At 69.9% G+C, this 18,759-nt stretch carries 16 protein-coding genes and 1 pseudogene; 9 read left to right on the top strand and 8 right to left on the bottom strand.

The window, feature by feature from the left end; all coding sequences use genetic code 11:
- The first annotated feature begins 58 nt into the window (after window positions 1-58).
- The 4 genes and pseudogenes from K8638_RS45360 (at window position 59) to K8638_RS30745 (ending at window position 4,087) form a co-directional block, all read left to right on the top strand.
- Window positions 59-939, top strand: a pseudogene (locus tag K8638_RS45360) (DUF2169 domain-containing protein).
- 465 nt (window positions 940-1,404) lie between these two features.
- The gene (locus K8638_RS30755; RefSeq protein ID WP_223758238.1) at window positions 1,405-1,986 is read left to right on the top strand and encodes a hypothetical protein; all 582 of its coding nucleotides are present in this window, start codon (window positions 1,405-1,407) and stop codon (window positions 1,984-1,986) included.
- Window positions 1,983-3,287: a DUF4150 domain-containing protein gene (locus tag K8638_RS30750; RefSeq protein ID WP_223758237.1), complete on the top strand. Its 1,305-nt coding sequence runs from the start codon at window positions 1,983-1,985 to the stop codon at window positions 3,285-3,287. The genes K8638_RS30755 and K8638_RS30750 overlap by 4 nt, the downstream gene beginning before the upstream one ends.
- Complete coding sequence (locus K8638_RS30745; protein ID WP_223758236.1) at window positions 3,278-4,087, top strand: SMI1/KNR4 family protein; 810 nt, start codon at window positions 3,278-3,280, stop codon at window positions 4,085-4,087. Before K8638_RS30750 ends, K8638_RS30745 begins: the two co-directional genes overlap by 10 nt.
- A 186-nt stretch (window positions 4,088-4,273) precedes the next feature.
- Here K8638_RS30745 and K8638_RS30740 read toward each other — a convergent pair whose 3' ends face one another.
- The 7 genes from K8638_RS30740 to K8638_RS30710 all read right to left on the bottom strand — a co-directional run bounded on the left by K8638_RS30740 (window position 4,274) and on the right by K8638_RS30710 (window position 12,985).
- Window positions 4,274-4,903 carry a Tfp pilus assembly protein FimT/FimU gene (locus K8638_RS30740; protein WP_255663000.1) on the bottom strand — a complete coding sequence of 210 codons (630 nt, stop codon included), beginning with the start codon at window positions 4,901-4,903 and terminating at the stop codon, window positions 4,274-4,276.
- A 14-nt stretch (window positions 4,904-4,917) separates the two neighbouring features.
- Complete coding sequence (locus tag K8638_RS30735; protein WP_223758234.1) at window positions 4,918-6,117, bottom strand: prepilin-type N-terminal cleavage/methylation domain-containing protein; 1,200 nt, start codon at window positions 6,115-6,117, stop codon at window positions 4,918-4,920.
- Window positions 6,114-6,632: a prepilin-type N-terminal cleavage/methylation domain-containing protein gene (locus K8638_RS30730; protein ID WP_223758233.1), complete on the bottom strand. Its 519-nt coding sequence runs from the start codon at window positions 6,630-6,632 to the stop codon at window positions 6,114-6,116. The genes K8638_RS30735 and K8638_RS30730 overlap by 4 nt, the downstream gene beginning before the upstream one ends.
- The gene (locus K8638_RS30725) at window positions 6,629-10,825 is read right to left on the bottom strand and encodes a DUF4114 domain-containing protein (RefSeq protein WP_223758232.1); all 4,197 of its coding nucleotides are present in this window, start codon (window positions 10,823-10,825) and stop codon (window positions 6,629-6,631) included. The genes K8638_RS30730 and K8638_RS30725 overlap by 4 nt, the downstream gene beginning before the upstream one ends.
- Window positions 10,822-11,274, bottom strand: coding sequence for a cytochrome c family protein (locus K8638_RS30720; protein WP_223758231.1), 453 nt, complete (start codon window positions 11,272-11,274; stop codon window positions 10,822-10,824). Before K8638_RS30720 ends, K8638_RS30725 begins: the two co-directional genes overlap by 4 nt.
- Before the next feature lie 29 nt (window positions 11,275-11,303).
- A complete protein-coding gene (locus tag K8638_RS30715) occupies window positions 11,304-12,005 on the bottom strand; it encodes a hypothetical protein (RefSeq protein ID WP_223758230.1) in 702 nt (233 codons plus the stop codon).
- A gap of 218 nt (window positions 12,006-12,223) precedes the next feature.
- Entirely contained in the window at window positions 12,224-12,985 is a 762-nt protein-coding gene (locus tag K8638_RS30710) for a Mut7-C RNAse domain-containing protein (protein ID WP_223758229.1), read from the bottom strand.
- 235 nt (window positions 12,986-13,220) lie between these two features.
- Here K8638_RS30710 and K8638_RS30705 point away from each other — a divergent pair, with 235 nt between their 5' ends.
- Window positions 13,221-14,327 (top strand): endonuclease/exonuclease/phosphatase family protein, encoded by a 1,107-nt coding sequence (locus K8638_RS30705; RefSeq protein ID WP_223758228.1) that lies wholly within the window; start codon window positions 13,221-13,223, stop codon window positions 14,325-14,327.
- A gap of 16 nt (window positions 14,328-14,343) precedes the next feature.
- Here K8638_RS30705 and K8638_RS30700 read toward each other — a convergent pair whose 3' ends face one another.
- Window positions 14,344-14,697 carry a hypothetical protein gene (locus tag K8638_RS30700; protein WP_223758227.1) on the bottom strand — a complete coding sequence of 118 codons (354 nt, stop codon included), beginning with the start codon at window positions 14,695-14,697 and terminating at the stop codon, window positions 14,344-14,346.
- A gap of 142 nt (window positions 14,698-14,839) precedes the next feature.
- On the opposite strand from K8638_RS30700, the gene lspA (K8638_RS30695) reads away from it, so the two are divergent.
- From lspA (K8638_RS30695) to K8638_RS30680, 4 genes are all read left to right on the top strand, one after another.
- On the top strand, window positions 14,840-15,466 hold the full coding sequence (gene lspA / locus K8638_RS30695) for a signal peptidase II (protein ID WP_223758226.1): 627 nt from the start codon (window positions 14,840-14,842) through the stop codon (window positions 15,464-15,466).
- A 33-nt stretch (window positions 15,467-15,499) separates the two neighbouring features.
- Entirely contained in the window at window positions 15,500-16,114 is a 615-nt protein-coding gene (gene lspA, locus K8638_RS30690; RefSeq protein ID WP_223758225.1) for a signal peptidase II, read from the top strand.
- Between the two features lie 123 nt (window positions 16,115-16,237).
- Window positions 16,238-17,539 carry a prolipoprotein diacylglyceryl transferase gene (locus tag K8638_RS30685; RefSeq protein WP_223758224.1) on the top strand — a complete coding sequence of 434 codons (1,302 nt, stop codon included), beginning with the start codon at window positions 16,238-16,240 and terminating at the stop codon, window positions 17,537-17,539.
- A 42-nt stretch (window positions 17,540-17,581) separates the two neighbouring features.
- Window positions 17,582-18,754, top strand: a complete 1,173-nt coding sequence (locus K8638_RS30680) for an MXAN_5187 C-terminal domain-containing protein (protein ID WP_223758223.1) — start codon at window positions 17,582-17,584, stop codon at window positions 18,752-18,754.
- Window positions 18,755-18,759 lie beyond the last annotated feature (5 nt).

The following is an 18,759-nucleotide window of genomic DNA, read 5'->3' as shown; positions in this document are numbered from 1 at the left end:
CATCGTCGCCGGCAGCTTCGTCCTGCCTCCGGCTGGACGCTCCACGGACGCACCGCTGGTGGTTTGCGAGGAGCAACGTCCGCCTGCCATCAGGGACACGTATTGGGGCGAGCCGGAGAAGTCGAGCCTGCGCTATGAGTCTCAGTCCGCTTACATGCGGCCTGGCACTGACGTGCTGCTGCACGGCCAGGCTTGGGCGCCCCGAGGCCGCAAGGTGACGCGCTCGCAGGTGGCGGTGCGGGTGGGCGCGCTGGAGAAGCGGGCCGTCGTCTCGGGCACCCGCGTCTGGTACCGGAGCCCCATGGGGCTGAGCGCCTCGGATGCGCTGCCCTTCGAGTCCCTGCCGCTACGGTACGAGTACGCCTTCGGCGGTACCACGGCCTCGGGCTACGAGACGCGCAACCCGGTGGGCCGGGGCTTCTACGTCAGCGCGAAGGAGGCGGTGGAAAAGCCCCTGCCCTCCATCGAGGCGCCCGAGGCCCTCGTGCGCGGCTGGGCGGACAGGCCACCGCCAGCGGCTTCGGCCCGGTGGCGCGACACTGGCAACCGCGCCTGGGTTGGGCGGGGACGTATGACGCGGCCTGGGTAGAGAAGCGCGCCCCACTCTGGCCCCGGGACTTCGACGAGCGCTTCTTCCACTCCGCCCCCGACGGCCTGCGGGCTTCCACTCACCTGCAAGGAGGAGAGCCGGTGGTTCTGGAGGGCGTCTCTCCCGACGGGCCCCTGGCCTTCACCCTCCCCGCGTACCAGCTGCTGGCCCGCTGCACCTTCGCCGGACGGCGGGAGAAGCGGCGCATGGTGCTGGACACGGTGCTGCTGGAGCCGGAGGAGCGCCGACTCGTCCTCACCTGGCGGGCGACGTTTCCGGCGCACCGGCAGCTGGCCTCGCATGCGGTGAGTACCGTGCGGCTCTTGCTGCCCGGGGAGGACGCGCCATGAGTGGAGCGCGGGTGGTGGGACTGGGCTTGTGCACGCCCGTGGGTACCTCGACGCACATGACGCTGGCGTCGCTGCGCGCCGGCCTCGTGCGCTTCACCCGGACGGAGGTGCTGGACGAGGTGGCAGAGCCCGTGCGGGCCTCGCGGTTGAGTCTCCTCGACGACTCCCTCACTCGTACCGAGCGCATGATGGCGCTGGCCCGGCAGGCCCTCGCCGGAGTGCGGCCACTGCTGGAGTCCCTGCCTCCAGGGCGGGTGCCGCTGTACCTCGGACTGCCCGAGGCGGGGCTCGGCGCCCGGGTGGAGCAGGAAGCGCTGGTGGCTGCGCTGCTGGCCCAAGCCGAGGGACGGCTGGAAGTCGTGAAGGTGCACGAGTCCGGGCGGGCCGCCTTCTTCGAGGCCCTGGCCACGGCCCAGAAGGACTTGCACTCCGGCCGCGCGGGGGGCGCTGGCCCTGGTGGGCGCGGTGGACTCGCTGGCGGATGGCGCTTCGTTGAAGGCATTGGCGGGGGCACGGCTGCACCTCGGCCGCCGGAATCCGGACGGGAGGATTCCAGGCGAGGCGGCGGGCTTCGTCGTCCTGGCGCGGCCGGGTGCCCCCAAGTCCCTGAAGCTGGAGGCCACGGGCGTCCTGCTGGGCACGGCCCTCGCCGTCGAGCCGAAGCCCTTCGCGCAGCGCGGCCCCAGCCTGGCCGAGGGACTGACGGAAGCCTTCCATGCCCTGTGGCGAGACGCGGTGACGGGCGCGCGGCGTGTGGACGCAGTGCTGGCCTGCCAGCCGGGTGAGTCCTATTGGGGCACCGAATTCTCCCGCGCCTACCTGCGCAACGCGTCTCTCATGCCCGAGCCCCTGCGTGTGCACGTCGCGGGCGAGGGACTGGGGGACGCGGGGGCCGGCGCGGGCCCCGTCATGCTGGGCGTGGCCCTGCACCGGGCGCGCTGGCGTCAGCCTGGCGCACGCAGGACACTCGTCTATGGAAGTGCCGACAGTGGGCGCATTGGGGCCTGCGTCGTGGAGATGATTCGAAGCGCCAAGGAGGAAGCATGAGCAAGGTCTTCGCCAACGGCCGCTCCATCCTGCACAAGGGGAGCGGGAACACGCACACCTCGGCCGCCCCCGACGTCTGCAAGGTGCCGACGCCGGGAGGGCCGGTGCCCACGCCCTTCGTCAACTCGGCCCAGGACTCCATGCTCACCAAGGGGAGCAAGAGCGTCACCATCAATGGCCACCCGGTGGCGCTCACGGATTCCGAGTTGAGCGTCAGTTCTGGAGACGAGCCGGGAACGGCGGGCGGCCTCATCTCCTCCAAGTTCAAGGGGAAGATGGCCTGGGGCAGCGGCAGCGTGGACGTGAAGATTGAGGGGAAGGGCGTCGTGCGCTTCCTCGACGTCACCCTCCACAACGGCAACTCGTTCAACACCACGTTCATGTCGAATGGGCAAAGCGGGACGGGATTCGCCTACGGGGACGACTTCGAGGGGGCGTGTATCATCTGTCAGAAGGACCCGGACAGCCACGCGGTGCCGGAGCTTCCAGAAGAGAGCCTCGACGTTGCCAACAAGATTCTCAAGGACCTCAAGGCGCGCGAGGAGGCATGGGCCAAGGTCAACCAGGAAATTGCAACGAAGGTCGCCGAACTCGGACGCATTCAGCGTCAAACTCCCCCACCCAAACAGGCGACCCTGGATGAACGGATGGGACATATCAGGTCACTTGAGCGGACGCGCGATGGGCTTGAGAAACATCGCCGCAAGGACTCTGGCGCGTACATGTTCGGGGTTTTGGTGTGCCTCACCGGCAAGAAATTCGCCGCAGTATCAGGTAGCGAGGTTCCTCCTGGGTTCAAGGCCATCGCCGAGGCTCACGGTTGCACTGTCATTGAGGAGGCCGCTACGCTGAAAGACTTCATGGCCATCAACCCAAGATGTGCCGCAGGAGACACCGAGGCCATCGAAAAGCTGAGCGAGCAGTGGAAGGAAACGGTAAGAAAATCCGACAGCAAGGAGGCCGGATACAAAAACCGCCCTGGGACCTGTGCGGGCGCCAAACTCATCGGCAAGAGCGGTCACGTCGCGCACTCGATGACCGAGATTTACTTCTCTTTCTCTCCTGACAAGAAGGCAGTGAGCTTCGACGTGTTCTATCGCGGCCCCATCGACTACGCTCCGTCCAATGGGCCTTGGACACCTCCGCGCGTCGCCGACATCAGGGGACAAGAGGGCGGCGAGCGTGTCGAGAAGCGCGTTAACATGCGACGAAAGAAGGAGGTCACTGTGGTTTCCTGTCAGTCGTGTCAGGACACGCTTTTCATGGCCCGCTGTGACCTCGAGGTGCAGACATGCGGATGACCTGGTCGGAGCTCCTCAAGGCGCCCCCTCCCTTGTCGATGACGGGCTTGCTCTCGTTCATGGAGCGCTGGAAGCCCGGGAGCACTCAGGGCTTCGCACCGGCCACGGCCGACCAGATTGCTGCCCTGGCCAAGCCTCATGGAGGGCTCGACGCGCTGCCTCGCGTGTATCGCGAGTTCCTCGCCACCATGGGCGCATCGACCGGCGACTTGCGGTTGACGTTTTACGGCACGACCTCCGTCTCGGCGCTGCTCGAGGATCTCGAGGACCCTCAACGCGAGCGACCCGATCCTCGCCGCTACCTCAAGTTCACCATCGGTGAGGACGACTACGAAGGACGTGACACGGACGACTTCTTCGAACTCACCCGTCCGACACCCAACGGACGTGACGCGGCAATCATTCGCATTCACGAAGAGGACTTGGTGAGCGGCAAGGGTGTAGTCGAGCAGCCCTTCCCGACCTTCTCCGACTGGCTACGTTCGGTGATCGTCTCAAGAGTCTGCTTGGAAGCCGGCCCGAAGCAGCAAAGGCGGTACTACGACCTTGGGCCGAATTCGGAGGCTCCGGCCAAGGCCTACGAGTTCTTCACACGCTTGGGATTCTCGCTCACCGAGCTTGGGGCCTCGTCGGAAGTCATTCCCCTTGAGCACTCGGAGCGCGGCGCAATCGCCCTCATCAGCGCGCCTTCGACATCAATCCCAAGTACTGGCTTGGAATTATACGCACGTGACAAGGCCCAGCAGTTGCTCCTCAATGAAGTAATCCAGGACCACAAGCACGAGTTGAGAGGTGGTTGACGAGGGGCGCCGTTCATAGGGAGCGCGTGGCCCTCGCCGAGGAGTACGCGGCGCCGGCTGGCGAGCACGTGTCGGTGGCCGAGGCGGTGGAACTCGTCCGCGAGGCCGCTGCGGCGAGGACTGGATGGATGCGCATCTTGTCCGTCGAATCGCACGTCCGGCCACGCGCGGAGCCCCGGCCCTCCGTCAATTCGCGCACTCCGCCACCGGCCGGGCCACGGCCTCCTGCGAGTCACAGTCCAGCAGGTTCACCAGCCCCGTCACCGGCTCCACCATGAGCAGGCTGCGCGCCCGGCCCGAGGTGAAGTCGACGCGGAGGTTGCCCGGTGCCGCGGCGTTCAGCGCCGCCGTGTCTCCGAGCAGCCCCTGCATGCAGCCCAGGTTCCCCGGCCGCGCGGCGCGGCCCGTGCCGGGCAGGTAGCAGAGCCCGTGCACCGCCGCCGCGTTCATCGTCCGCGGCAGCACCAGCTCCGGCCCCACCTCGTCGCAGCACGCCGGGGTGGCGCGGCACGTGGTGTTCACACAGGCCGCCCTGGGGCAGCTGTCGTTGTTCCACGCGTTGTCGCACGTCAGCCGCTCCCACCGGGCCACCGTGCGCTGCGTCCCGTCCTGCATCGGCACGCCCGCCTCCACCACGAGCCGCACCGGCTGGTTCGTGGCCACCGCCCGCTGCCGGGCGCGGAGCGCGAAGGACCACAGCTCGCGCACCGCCTCGTTCTCCCGCTGCCGGCTGATGGAGTCCTGGAAGTTCACCAGCGCCAGGGTGATGAGCACGCCGGCAATCGCAATCGTCACCGACAGCTCAATCAGCGTCATTCCCCGCTCGTGCCTCATGTCCCCGCCCCCGCCTGCGGAGCCTGCAGGCCGCCCGCCGCGAAGTTCCGCGGCGTCACCCGGAAGGTGAGCGTCCGCCGCTTGAAGCCATCCACCGGAAAGCCCTCCTCGTCGAAGGCGACGGGCTCTCCCGGGTTCACCATCGTCACGTCCGCCCGCCGCGTGCGGATGACCAGGGAGACCTCCACCTCGCGCACCCGCTGCTGCAGCAGCCGGCGCAGCTCGTCGTCCGAGCCGGGGTTGTTCCCCGGCGGCCCCGAGTCCGCCGTGCACGTCACCCGCGTACACCGGTCAATCTCGGGCCGGCCCGCCGCCGCGTCCGGGAACCACCGGTACGCCGACTGCGGGGCCGCCAGGTCGATGACGGCCTGGCGCACCTTCATCCGCTCCACGTCCCGGCTCATCACCACCCACGTGGCGGCGCCCGGCGCCCGGTACTCCAGCGCCGGCAATCCCCCCGCCCAGTTCACCCGGTACGCCGCGCCCTGCGTGCGCAGCGTCACCCAGCCCGAGTCCTCCCAGATGGCATCGTCCGGGTCGCCACAGGGCGGGGTGCCCGTGTTGCCGATGGCGCTCCCCGGGTTGGCGTTGAGCTTCCCGCTCGCCGCCATCACGTTGGAGATTTCCAGGTGGCACGCCACGCTCCCCCGCGGGTTCGCGATGATGGCGGGCGTCGTCTGTCCGCTGGCCGGGTCCATGTCCAGGGGGGGATTGGCCGTGGTGCAGAAGGTGAACGAGTTGCCCTCGCGGATGACCGTCTTCCCGGTGCACGCATCCATGACAATCATGGAGCGCGTGTCCCCCCAGTAGAGCTGCAGCGCGTCCGAGCGCATCCCCGCGTACGGCGTGCCCGCCGGAGGCAGGGCGAAGCCCGGGTCGGCCGCGAAGTACGGAGGCGTGTCCGCCGTCAGGTCCGGCTCCGTCCACACCTGGATGGCGTAGCGCAGGTCTCCGTCCGCGAAGGTGATGGGCGCGTTGCCCATGCCCAGCCCCGCGCGCTGCAGGTCCGTCGCGAGCAGGTCCTTCACCACCCGCCCGGTGACCTGCGCCATCATCGTCTGCTCCTCGAAGAGCGACCGCCGCTGGAGCTGGATGACCCCGCCCAGGGTGAGGGTGAGGACAATGGCGCCGATGGCGGCGGACACCGTCATCTCCAGCAGCGTGAAGCCCCGCCGGGGGGAGGCCATCCGCTTCATGGCGCCACCCGCGTCTGGAGGACCACCACCTGCCGCTCATTGCGCTCCTGCTCCCGCCAGCTCACGGAGACGCGCACGTTGGCGATGTTGCCCACCGAGCCCGCCACGCCGTTCACCAAATCCCGGTTCACCGCGGGGGCGCCCACCGAGCCGGACTCGATGGAGCCCGGAATCGCCCCGCTGTCCACGTCCACCGCCACCTCGTACTCGCGGGCGATGACGTCCGCGGGCGGCGCCACCTCCCGCAGCTCCCCGGCGGACGTCTGCCACACCGTGTAGCGGCGGTTGTCCTGCGCGGCGAGGTTGCCGCAGGGCGGGTTGGCGGTGCAGCCCATGGCGGTGATGTTCTCCAGCGCCTGCTCGGCGATGAGCTGCGCCTGCAGCGCGGTGAGGGTGCGGCGGTTGGACTCGGTGGTCTGCCGCACCACCATCAGCGCGGCGGTGACGCCGAGCAGCAGCACCACCATGCTCAGCATCACCTCGATGAGGGTGATGCCCCGTGCGTGGCGGCTCATCGCGGCAACCTCCCGTCCGGAAGCGGCTCGTAGATGAGGATGCGCGAGCGGGCCGAGGAGGAGCTGGTCGTGCCGTTGTTCCAGGTGTCGCCGCCCACCATCTTCATCTGCCCGGTGGCGGTGAGCGCGAACACGTGCTGGTCGTGCACCACGGGCGCGTTGATGCCGTGCCCCTCCAGGTCCGTGGCGCTGAGGGTTCCGTCCTGGCGCAGCGGCCGCTCGTAGATGCGGCCGCTGTCCGTCTCGCTCAGGTTGCAGATGTCCGCGGCCCTGCCGACGGCGGTGGTGGCGAAGACGCGGTCCTGCGACAGCGCCACGCCGCCCCACACCGTCTGGCCGGGGTCCAGCTGCTGCACCCACGCCGGGTCCAACAGCTCGCAGCCGCCCGTGCCGGAGGGGTTCGTGTCCTCGAAGGCCAGCAGGTGGTAGCGGTAGGTGTCCTTGTTCGCCGGGCCGTCGGCGGACTCGTCGGGGTTGTCGCCGGTGCCGAAGAAGAAGCGCACGACGGGGCTGCCGCTGTCCCGGACCACCTGCACGCCCAGGTTGGAGTAGAGCTGCTGGTAGCTGGAGTCCTGGCCCTGCGCCGCGTTGGGGTGCTCCGCCAGGGACACCGGCGCGCTGGCCACCTTGCACGTGCGCACCTTGCGGCCCAGGGGCGCGGAGGTGTCCACCTGGTCCAGGTTGACGCGGTACACGTTGCCGGCGGTGGTGGGGACGTACATGACGTCGTAGTTGCCGTCCCGGTTCAGGTCCACCAGCGCGCTCTCCGCGGCGATGCCGGAGCCCGCGTCCAGGGTGATGATGCCGGCCATGACACCACCGGCGGTGGCGCCGAAGTTCAGCGGGCGGCCCGTCTTCATGTCGATGAGGTAGACGGCGCCGGCGCGCGCCGGCTCGGACGGCACGTAGTCGGTGCCCACGACGGCCGTCCACACGCCCGCCGACGCGGAGCCCCACGCCAGCCGCGCCACCGAGGGCGCGTGGCGCGAGCCGGAGTTGTCCGGGTACGTCACGCTCGCGCCCGCGTTCCTCGCCGCCAGGAAGGCCAGGTCGATGGCCGGGTCCTTCAGGTTGAACTCCCACAGCGGCAGCGGGTACCAGGAGTCCGCCGGGTCCGTGATGTCGAGCGCGAAGACGGCGGGGCTGCTCCGGCCGGACGCGGAGACGAGCACCGTCTTGGCGCCCGTGGTCTTCGACGCGCTGGTGGCGCGCGTCCACGCGGGCTTGTTGGAGATGCCGAAGTCCACGTTGGCGATGGTGGGCGAGGCATCCACCTGCGGCCGCGGCAGGTCACCCGTGCCGGGGAAGCGCACATACAGGTTGCGGTAGCGCTCGAGCAGCAGGCGCGGCAGGTACGCGAACCGCTCCTGGCCCGTGCCGTACTGGCGCGGCGTGGGCTGCGCGCACGCGCCCGCCGGCTCGAAGTAGCCGCGGAGCTGGGAGCCGGCCGCGCACTCGTCCTTCGTCGCGTGGGTGAACTGGCCCGCGTCGAAGGCGTGCAGGAAGCCGCTCATCGTGCCCACGAAGGCCGTGGTGGGGCGGTCCGCGAGCGGCTCCAGGAAGTTCTTGCGGTACTCGTCCCGCTCCTGGGCGCTGGTGTTCTTCGCCCACGTGTCCAGGTACGGCGGCACCGCCAGGGCCACGGTGGACAGGTTGATGCCGCCCATGGGCCACGGCCGCTTCACGTTGGCGGCGCCCGGGGCGTAGTGGTCCTCCCAGCCGTACAGCCACTCGCGCAGGAAGTTGCGGTCGTTGGTGGCGCCCGTCACGCGCTTGTCGGGCGTGGCGATGGAGGGCGTGCCGCACACCCCGTCGTTGTTGAGGTCATAGAGGTAGCGGTCGTCCTGGAACTCGTCGCAGAGCGCGTCGGGGAAGAGGGGGCTGGCGCTGTCGCCGTCCTCCATCTCGGCGGTGATGGTGGTGCGCGCTCCCGAGGAGCTCAGCGTGAAGAGCTTGCGGCTCAGCGGGTCCGCGCCGTTGCCGAAGGAGAGCGCGAGCGTCCTGCCCGCCTCCCAGCGCTCCACGGGGTGGGTGATGTTGGGGCGCTCCGGGTCATACAGGGAGCGCAGGTAGAGGCGGCCTCGCAGCGAGTAGTCCTTGCGGGCGTCGTAGAGGCGCGTGCTCGGGCCGGGCAGGCCGGAGTCGGGCCAGTCGCCGCCCCAGCTGCTGCCGGGCGTCTCGTTCACTCCCCAGACGATGGCGTTGCCCAGCGTGGAGGGCGAGGCGCGCGCGTAGCTGCCGGCGCGCACGGCCTGGTAGCCCACGTCGATGTTGTCGATGATGGGCCGACACCGCTCGTTGGGGCTGGTGACGTCCACCTTCCAGCACAGCTGCGAGCCGGTGAAGCCCATGGCCAGCATGTCCAGCTCCACCTCCTGCGTGGGTGGAGAGGTGTCGGGGAACTCCACGGGAATCCAGGTGGGAGTGGGGTTGTCCGTGCACGAGCCGTTGGCGCAGATGCGGCAGTCCACCGCCACCGAGTAGCGGATGGAGGGCCGCACGCCATTCTCGGGCGTGCAGGCGCCGGGGAAGGCGGACTCCTCCGTCCAGCAGGGCGGGCCGTTGGGGCAGGTGCGCGGCGCGGGCGCGGCGTCGTCCTGGCGCTTGAAGCGCACCTTGGTGATGACGAAGTCGTCGGCGAACTGGGGCGAGATGTCCTTGGACACGGTGCCCGAGCGCGTGCTGCCGCCGTTCTGCTTGTTGATGACGAACACCACGTCGTTGAAGTCGCGGTCGCCGCCGCCGCTGAGGTCCTCGAAGCCGAGAATCCAGCGGAAGGGGTCCGTGGTGGGCGCGCCCACGATGACGTGGGGCATGGGGTTGCGGACACCGCCGGGCCTCGGCACCGTCACCCGCTCCATGGGCATGTCCAGGTTGCCGTAGGCCGCGTCGTTCAGCAGGCGGTACAGCGTGGTGCTCTCCTGCGTCTTGGGGCCGTCCAGCCAGCCGCACAGCTTCGTGCTGGTGCCCGCGACGGTGCAGGCGTTCTCGTCGGGGGCCTCCCGGTTGCAGTCCGGCTCATAGCCGCAGCCGATGTTGCGCTCGGCCACGACGCCGTCGAGGAAGTTCTGGTCCAGGTTCCACGCCGCCTTGGAGAAGTAGACGTTGACGGGCGTGCGCAGGTGCAGCAGGCACTTGCCGTTGGCGTCCTGCTTCAGGCACGGGTACGCGGTGCCCTCGTTGGGGCCGTGGCGGGTGTCGTAGAAGACGATGAGGAAGAAGACGATTTCCCTGTCGCCGCGGATGGTGCCCAGGTCCACGGTGCGGTCGTAGGAGGAGACGCCCGGGTTCGGGTTGGTGGCGCGCGGCAGCCCGCGCGGGTCATACGCGGAGACGTCGTAGTCCGGGACACCATCGTCAATGTCGTCGACGTCGCGGACGGGGGCGAGGTTGCCGTACGTCTCCTCGTGGCCGTCGTCGTCGGTGAGCAGGAAGACCATCCGCCCCAGGCCCTTGTTGCCGTTGCTTTGCGAGGGCGGCTCCAGCAGGTTGGGGATGTGGTTGAAGAGGCCGTTGTCGGAGAAGTCGTTGGCGCCCGCGTTGTTGGTGTCATCGTCATCGTTGCGCAGCGGGACGCCCACCAGGTCCGCGCGGATGTTGTTGTTCGTCCGGCCCGGCCGGGCATCCGCGAGGCTCACCTGCGAGGCGAACGTGCTGGCGCAGTTGTTCCGCATGCCCAGCTCGGGCTGGCTGTACGTCTCGCCGCCGGAGGTGAACGTGTTCGTGCAGCGGCGGCTGAGGCCGATGTACGGGCGGCTCTTGTCGCCGCTCTGAGGCGCGAGGTTGTAGAGGTCCTCGTGCAGGTCGAAGATGCCGTTGGCGTTGCTGTCGACGAGCGCGCCGTTGGCGTCGATGTAGCCCCGCTCCTCCACGTCCTTCAGGTACATGTACCCGAGCGCGTGCGAGGCGCCCGCGGACTCGTACACGTAGCTGATGGTGACGCGCTGGTCGAACGGGAAGAAGATGCGCTCGGGGTTGAGCGGCGTGAGGTTGGTCTTGAGCTGGAGGCGCGGCGGCGTCTCGGGGGTGGTGAGCTCGAAGGTGGACCCTTCGAGGTCCATCGACTCGTCGCTGAAGTCGGGCTGGCGGTCCTGGGTGAGGTTGTCCCTGCACAGCGGCTCGGGGGCCGCCAGCGCGAGCGGGGCGGCCAGCAGGGTGAGTGCCGCGAGGCTCCTCGTCAGCGCGCGCATCATGGCGTCCTCCGGGGCTGGGCGGAGTCGGCGGGCTGCCGCTGCTTCCGCGCGCGGCGCTCGGCGAGCTCCTTCTGGAGTTGTTGCCGCAGCAGCTCCTCACGCGGAGGAGGGGGCGGCTGCGAGCGCGTGGCGAGGTAGCTCAGGACGGCGTCCACTTCCCCCGGCGCCAGCATGCGCGTGTCGCAGCGGGTCTCCGGGCGGACCTTCTGGGGGGCCTGGAGCCACGCGCGGAGCTGCTCGGGGGTGCGGTTGCTCAGCACGGTGTCGAGCTGGGGGCCGGGGGACTTCCGCTGGGAGGCGGGCTTCGCGCCGTTCCGGCCGGCCTTCTGGGCGGAGGGGCTCGCCGGGTGGCAGCGCGCGCAGGACTGCTCGAAGGCACGCTCTCCGGTTTCCTCCGCTCGGGTCAGGGCTGGCAGCAGCAACAGCGCCAGGAGGCACATGGGTTTCATGGGGGCTCGGTGGATGACGAAGTGGGGAGCTAGAGCGTCCGTACGACGCCGGTGTCGGGGGGCCGCTGGTCCTGGGTGTTGTTGAAGGTGCTGTCCGGGCCGCAGCCGCGGTTGACGCAGCCGGGGCCGCCGGCGGCCGGGGCGTTCTCGTTGGTGATGAGCGCCTGGACGATGGCGCGCGTGGGGCGGCCCTCGGTGTTCAGCACCTCGCCGACGGCGATGAGCCACACCTGGCCGTTGCTGTCGTTGGAGCCGTCGGCGTCGTCCACGTCGTCGCGGACGAAGACGCGGTAGCGCACGTTGCCCTGGGTGGGGTAGTCGCCGTAGGGCTCGCCGCTGGCGCTGGCGAGCTCCGTGGCGGTCATCGTCTCCGGGGTGAGGCGCAGGTAGTTCCAGGCGTCCGCGCCGGGGCCGGGCAGCACCTCGTACCAGGGCGGCGAGGCGCCTCCGAGGCCCGGCTCGTTGACGGCGGCGCCCAGCGTGGTGAGCACGTTGCCGTAGGTCTGCCGGTCCCCCAGCCGCAGGCGCATGGCCTCGCGGCCCTCGGCGAGGCCCGCCTCGGCGGCGAAGAACGCCTCCTTCTGCCGCCGGCTGTCACCCTGGGTGTCCGCCTCGCGGCTCACCACGCCGTAGCTGATGAGCACCGCCATCGTCACCAGCGTGACGAGGCCCATCGCGACCAGCAGGGTGAAGCCTCTGGATTCGCGCCGCCGTGCAGCTGGCCGAGACACCGTGTCCTCGCTTCCTCTCCCCGGTGGGGGAACGGGGTGGCCGCATCAGGAGCAAGGGGTGTGCCCGGATTCTTGGATTCCAACTGCCTGGAATTGTTGGAGGCGAAACATCGTACGGGGGATAAAAGGTACTCTGTGACTCCGCAAAAGTTGCGTAGCGGTGCAATTTTTAGCGAGGCAGCGGCGTGCTGGGGGGACACGCTCCAGGTGGGGAGGCGCTACTCCACGCGCTCCAGCTCGCGCAGCTTGTCGATGAGCGCCTGCATTCGCTGGTGGTGGGAGCCGGCCCAGTAGACGCGCTGGCAGTCGGCGCACTGCTGGAAGCGGGAGTGCCGCTCCGTCACGCCTTCGGGGACGCGGCCGTGGACTTCGTGGGGCTGGGCGGAGGTCAGCGCGCCGTTGCACGCCAGGCACCGGGTGAACGGGCGCATCCTCGCGGTCAGTCCGAAGCGGCGCACCACCTCCACCAGCTGGTGCGCCGGGTCCGTCGAGCGGGGGAAGTAGCCGCGCAGCACCTCGCCGCGCTTGAGCACGCCGAGGTCGCGCGTGAGCAGGATGCGGTCCTCGTCGTGTGACAGGCGCGCGAGCACGTCGTCCGCGTAGTCGTTGCGCCAGAGTGAGTCGAAGCCGAGCATCCGCAGGAAGCCCGCCAGCCGCCCCAGCCCCACATCCAGCACGAAGCGGGGCTCCTCCTGTGGCGGCGGTCCCACCCGGGTGACGGGTGTCACGTCCAGCGAGTGGAACGGCGGGTACACCGCGACGCGGGAGCCCGGCCGCACCCGGTACGCGAAGTCCACCGCCTCGCCGTCCACCAGCACCACGTCCACCTCCGGGTGCGGCGGCCCGAGCGACTCGATGAAGTCCTTCACCGAGGGGCCGCCCAGCGGCACGTGGAGGAACTCCTGACCGCGGCGCTCCGGCGACAGGAAGTCGTTCAGCGCCCCATAGAAGCGCACCGTCACCCCCACCTTCGGGTCCATGCTCCCTGCCTCCTGTTGGCTCAAACCCGCGCCGCCGGGTCTTTCATGTGACGGATGTTTCATGGGTGTCTTGATTTGCTGGGCCTGTTGCACGGATTTCATCCGTGTAGACGTGTAATCGAGCGGCAAGTCACAAGACTGTCACTCCATCAGGTTCTATGCTTTTCGCATCGTTCGCGCTCCGGCGCGGGCGGTCCGTCCCCCTCCCCCACGACAAGACACCGGGCTCCCGCGCATGAAGAAAACGCTCTCCTCCTTTTTGTGCGCGGCGCTGTCGCTCACGATTCTGACCCTGGCGTGCGGCGAGGAGGGGGCGAATGAGGGCCCGGATGGGGTTGATTCGCCGGATGGCGGCTCGCTCATCGATGACGCTGGGAGTTCGACGGACGGCGGCACGCAGGCCGATGCGGGCCCGGGTGTGGATGCCGGCGGTGGTGGCACGGATGCGGGCGGCGGCGGCACGGACGCGGGCGGCGGCATGGATGCCGGCTCAGGCACCGACGCGGGCACGAGCACCGACGCGGGCACGGACACCGACGCCGGCTACACGGACATCCGCATCATGGCGGCCAACCTCACCAGCGAGAACGGCCAGGACTACGACCCGGGCCACGGCATCCGGTTGATGCAGGGCGTGAAGCCGGACGTCGTGCTCATCCAGGAGTTCAACTACCTGAACAACACGGCCACGGACATCCGCGCGCTGGTGGACCAGATTGGCAGCGGCTTCCACTACTATCGCGAGGGTGGGGCGCAGATTCCCAACGGTGTCATCAGCCGCTGGCCCATCATCGCCTCCGGTGAGTGGACCGACCCCTACGTCAGCAACCGGGACTTCGCCTGGGCGCGCATCGACCTCCCCGGTCCTCGTGACCTCTGGGCGGTGAGCGTGCATCTGCTCACGTCCGGCTCCGGCGTGCGCAACAGTGAGGCCACCAGCCTTGTCGGCCGCATCCAGGACAACATCCCCGCGGGCGACTACCTGGTCATCGGCGGCGACTTCAACACCGACACCCGCGGCGAGTCCTGCTTCACCACCTTCAATCAGGTGGTGGTCACCGCCGGTCCCCACCCGGTGGACCAGAACGACAACGGCGGCACCAACGCCAGCCGCACCAAGCCCTATGACCACGTGCTGGCGGACGAGGACCTGAAGCAGTACCAGCAGGCCACGGTCATCCAGGGTGCCACCAGCTCCAGCACCTTCGCCAACGGGTTGGTGCTCGACAGCCGCGTCTATACGCCCATCTCGGAAATCTCCCCGGCGCTGTCCGGTGACAGCGGCGCCTCCAGCATGCAGCACATGGGCGTCATCAAGGACTTCCGCGTCCCCAACTTCTGAAGCAGGGGGCTCGCCCTCAGAAGCTCCACTTGTGCTTGTTGCGCTCGATGAAGCGCGCCACCGGAGGAATCCGGGCGATGAGCGGCGTGAGCACGAACACGGCGGCCAGCCGCAGCGGCTTCACCACCTGCGACGCCGCGTAGGCCGCCGCCCACGAGCCCGCCTTCGCGCCCGTGCTGTCCGGCTCGAAGCCGAACTGGATGGCCGTGTAGAAGCCGACAATGGCCAGGCCGAAGATGACGTAGTTCACCACCAGCGCCAGCGGCCCGTACTCCAGCAGCAACGTCTTGAAGCGGGCCATCAGCGAGGGCTTCGCGGGCTTCACCGCGACCTCGGCGGGTGGGGGCGTGTCGGAGACTGGAGGATTCACGTCGGGCTCAACAGGCGGCATGGCCACACCATGCCCGAAATGGGCGCTGGCCGGGAGACAGAGGGGGCGGCCCGGCAGTCGGAGGGTGGGCTCTCCGGGTTGTCAGGGCTTGGGGGGGCGGGTTAGAGGTGGGGAACGCATCATGAAAGCCTCCCTCCGCCTCCTCGTCGTCGTGGCGGTCACCGTGCTCTTCGCAGATCAGGTGACCAAGTACCTGGCCGTGTCCCGGCTGACCAGCGCCCTGGATGGCCGGGAGGGGCTGGCGCGGGTGACGGGTTTCTTCTCCGAGCAGAACCTGGACAACGACCCGCCGGCCGAGGACGGGCGCCGCCGCGTCTCCCGCCCGCACCGCTTCATCGAGGACTACTGGCACTTCCGCTACGTGGAGAACCCGGGCGCCGCGTGGGGCCTGTTCTCCAACCTGCCGGACGGGGTGCGGCGCGCCTTCTTCCACGTGGTGAGCCTGGCGGCGCTGGCCTTCATCTTCCTCATGTACCGCCGCACCGCCGTGGAGCAGCGCCTGGTGCGCGTGGCCCTGGCGCTGATTACGGGCGGCGCGCTGGGCAACTTCATGGACCGGCTGGTTCGCGGCTACGTCATCGACTTCATCGACTGGCACTGGCGCAACCAGCCGGGCATGCGGTGGCCGACGTTCAACGTGGCGGACGCCGCCATCTGCGTGGGCGTGGCCTTCATGCTGCTGGACTCGCTGCGGGTGCGCCGTCCGGAGCCCATCACGGGGCCGCTGACGGAGAGCCCCAATCCGTGACGGCCGGGGGGCTCGTGGTGTAAGCCCTCGGGCGTGCCGCGCAAATACGTCATCCTCCTCGCCGTCACCCTCGGCGTCATCGTCCTGGACCAGTGGACGAAGTACCTCGTCGTCCGCGAGCTCACCACCCAGATGGACGGGAAGGAGAGCCTGGGCCAGCGCCTGGGGGCGATGTACTCCTCCCCGCCGCCGCAGGGCTTCGACGGGCTGCACTACCGGCCGAAGCGCCACATCGAGGTGGCGGAGAACTTCTTCCGGCTGCGCTACGCGGAGAACCCGGGCGCGGCCTGGGGCCTGTTCCGCAGCCTGCCGCCGGAGACGCGCGGGCCCCTCTTCCACGTGGTGAGCCTGGGCGCGGTGCTCCTCATCACCTACTACTTCCGGAAGCTGTCCGGCACGGACCCGGAGGAGAAGTGGGCGCTGTGGGGGCTGCCGCTGGTGCTCGGCGGCGCGCTGGGCAACTACATCGACCGCATCGCCCGCGCGTTCGTCATCGACTTCCTGGAGGCCCACTGGTTCGACAAGGCCTCGTGGCCGTCCTTCAACATCGCGGACTCGGCCATCTGCGTCGGCGTGGGCATGCTCCTGGTGGACGCCTTCGTCCGGAAGGAGAAGCCCGCCGAGTCCGCCTCCAAGGCGAAGGCCTGAGCCCACCCGGCTGACCGGTGAGCCGCCAGGCGGGCCCTGGCGTGCTCCCACGCATTGCCCCGCCGGCGGAGGAGGCTAGCCTTCGCGCGGCGCCGTCCCTCCCGCCTCCCCCGGCAGGTCCCCATGCTTCCGCTCCTGTTCCGCCTCACCTTCACCAGCCTCGGGTCTCAGCTCCTGCTGTACGCCATCGCCGTGGGCGTGGTGGGCTACATCGCCTTCAACGGGTGGCGTGGCGCGCAGGGGCCGCTGGACGCGAAGAAGGGCACGCGCGAGCCGGCCTCCACCCTGGACCGCTTCCTGCGCGCGGCGGCCTTCGGCGGCATTGGCGCGGCGCTGGCCTGGTACGGCCTGAAGTACGCGCTGCCCGCGGGCGCCTTCCCGGGCGCGAAGGGCGAGGGCATTCCCCTGCACACCTACGGCGTGCTGCTGGCCGGCGGCTTCATCGCCGCGGTGACGGTGGCCGGGCGCCTGGCGCAGGACGAGTGGCGAAAGGTGCAGCTCGTCGACGGCCGGTGGGTGGACGTGGAGGGGCCGAAGCGGCGCGAGCAGGTGATGGACATGGCCTTCTGGGCGCTGGTGGGCGGCATCGGCGGCAGCCGGCTGCTCTTCGTGCTGGTGAACTGGAAGGACTACGCGAAGGACTGGACGCAGGCCTTCTCGCTGGGCGGCGGGCTCGTCTTCTACGGCGGCCTGATTGGCGCGGCGGTGGCGTGCTGGTTCTTCGCGCGCGCCAACGGCATGGACTTCCTGCGGCTGGCGGACGTGTGCATCCCCACCGTGTCGCTGGGCCAGTGCCTGGGCCGGCTGGGCTGCTTCAGCGCGGGCTGCTGCTGGGGGGACGTGGCCCCGGCGAGCGCGTCCACCGCGGTGCACTTCCCGGGCGCGGGGCTGGCGCAGGACCTCTTCGGACGGCTCGGCGGGACGAGCAGCCTCGCGTACTCCTCCCAGGCGGAGGACGCGCGCTACGTGGTGGAGGCCACCGGCGAAATCCTCCACCAGGCGGTGCCCGGCGCGGTGCGCATCTCCGACTGGGCGGCCCAGCACGGCCACACCCTGGGCATCTATCCCACCCAGCTCTTCGAGTCCGTGGGGCAGCTCGTGCTGTTCGTGGGCCTGATGTATGCGCGGCGCTACCGCCGCTTCCACGGACACATCCTGTCGCTGTGGCTGATGGCCTACGCGGTGCTGCGCAGCACGGTGGAGCTGTTCCGCGGGGACGTGGAGCGCGGCACGCTGCACGGCCTGCTGCAGTCGCTGGGCTCCCAGGGGCTGGCGGACGTGGTGCCGCTGGAGGCCTGGTACAACATCTCCACCAGCCAGTTCATCTCGCTGTGCATGTTCGCCTTCGGCGCGGTGCTGCTGTACCAGAAGGGCCGCCGCCAGGGCGAGGCGGCGGGCCTGGGGCCGACACCCTCGGCGGCGTGAGGTTGATCCGCGAACCCCACTTGGGGACACTCTGAGGAAGTCATGCCGCCCCCCGAACCCCGACAGGCCGCCGCCAAGAACGCCGCCAAGAACGCCGCGAAGCCCCAGGGGGACTCCGGCTCCAGCGAGAACGTCCTCCAGGAGTGCGAGGCACTCGAGGCGGAGCTGGCCTCCCTGCGCAACCTCTACGAGCAGTACTTCCTGGGCAACGAGCGCCAGGCGCCCTCGCGCGCCCACGAGGACTTCAAGAAGCGGATGATGAGGCTCAAGGGCGCCTTCATCCGCAGCACCTCCGCCAAGTTCCGCGTGGCGGGCCTGCACAACAAGTTCCTCACCTACGAGCGGCTGTGGGTGCGCACGCTGCAGGAAATCGAGGCCGGCACGTACAAGCGGGACCTCTTCAAGGCCCGGCGCCGCGCGGACAGTCGCAAGGGCGCGTCCCCCGGCAAGGACGCCCAGAAGGGCGTGGTGGAGCTGCCGGAGGACATCTCCGACATGGACTTCGAGGAGGTGGAGGAGCTCGTCCGCCCCCGTCCCGCCAACGAGCCGCCGCTGGCCGGCGGCGTGGCCGCGCCCTTCCCGAGCGCTCCCGCCGTGGCGCCCGTCACCGCCGCTCCCGCGGTGGCGCCCGTCACCGGCATTCCCTCCGTGGCGCCCGGCATCGCGCCCCTCACGCCGCCCGCCGGTGGCACGCCCTTCCGGGGCACTCCGGCGGTGGCGCCGCTCTCCGGGATTCCCTCCGTGGCCCCGGCGGTGCCCTCGGTGGCGCCCGCGGGCGGCACGCCGGCCCGGGGCCTGCCCGTGGTGACGTCGCCGCTGGGAGGGACTCCCGCGCGGGGCACCGCGGTGGTGCCTCCGGGCATGGCCGCGAAGCCGGCCGCGACTCCGGGGGCGGTGCCTCCCGCGCGTCCTCTCGTGCCGCCCGGCGCGGCGGCGCGGACTCCCACGCCCGGCGTGGCGGCGGCCCCGCCCCGGCCTCCCGCGGCGGCGGGCTCGGGCGGCATGTCCGACGACAAGCTGCGCGCCGTCTACGACGCGTACGTCACCGCGAAGCGCCGCTGCCAGGAGGACACCTCCAAGCTGTCCTTCGAGTCGGTGGCGGCCACGCTGCGCAAGCAGGTGCCGGAGTTGCTCAAGCAGCACAACGCCAAGGCGGTGGAGTTCAAGGTCGTCATCAAGGACGGCAAGGCGTCCCTCAAGGCCGTGCCGAAGTAGGTGGC

It is taken from the genome of Myxococcus sp. RHSTA-1-4 (assembly GCF_020037125.1).
In the GTDB taxonomy this organism is placed as follows: Bacteria; Myxococcota; Myxococcia; order Myxococcales; family Myxococcaceae; genus Myxococcus.
This window is presented reverse-complemented; position numbering and strand designations above follow the sequence as displayed.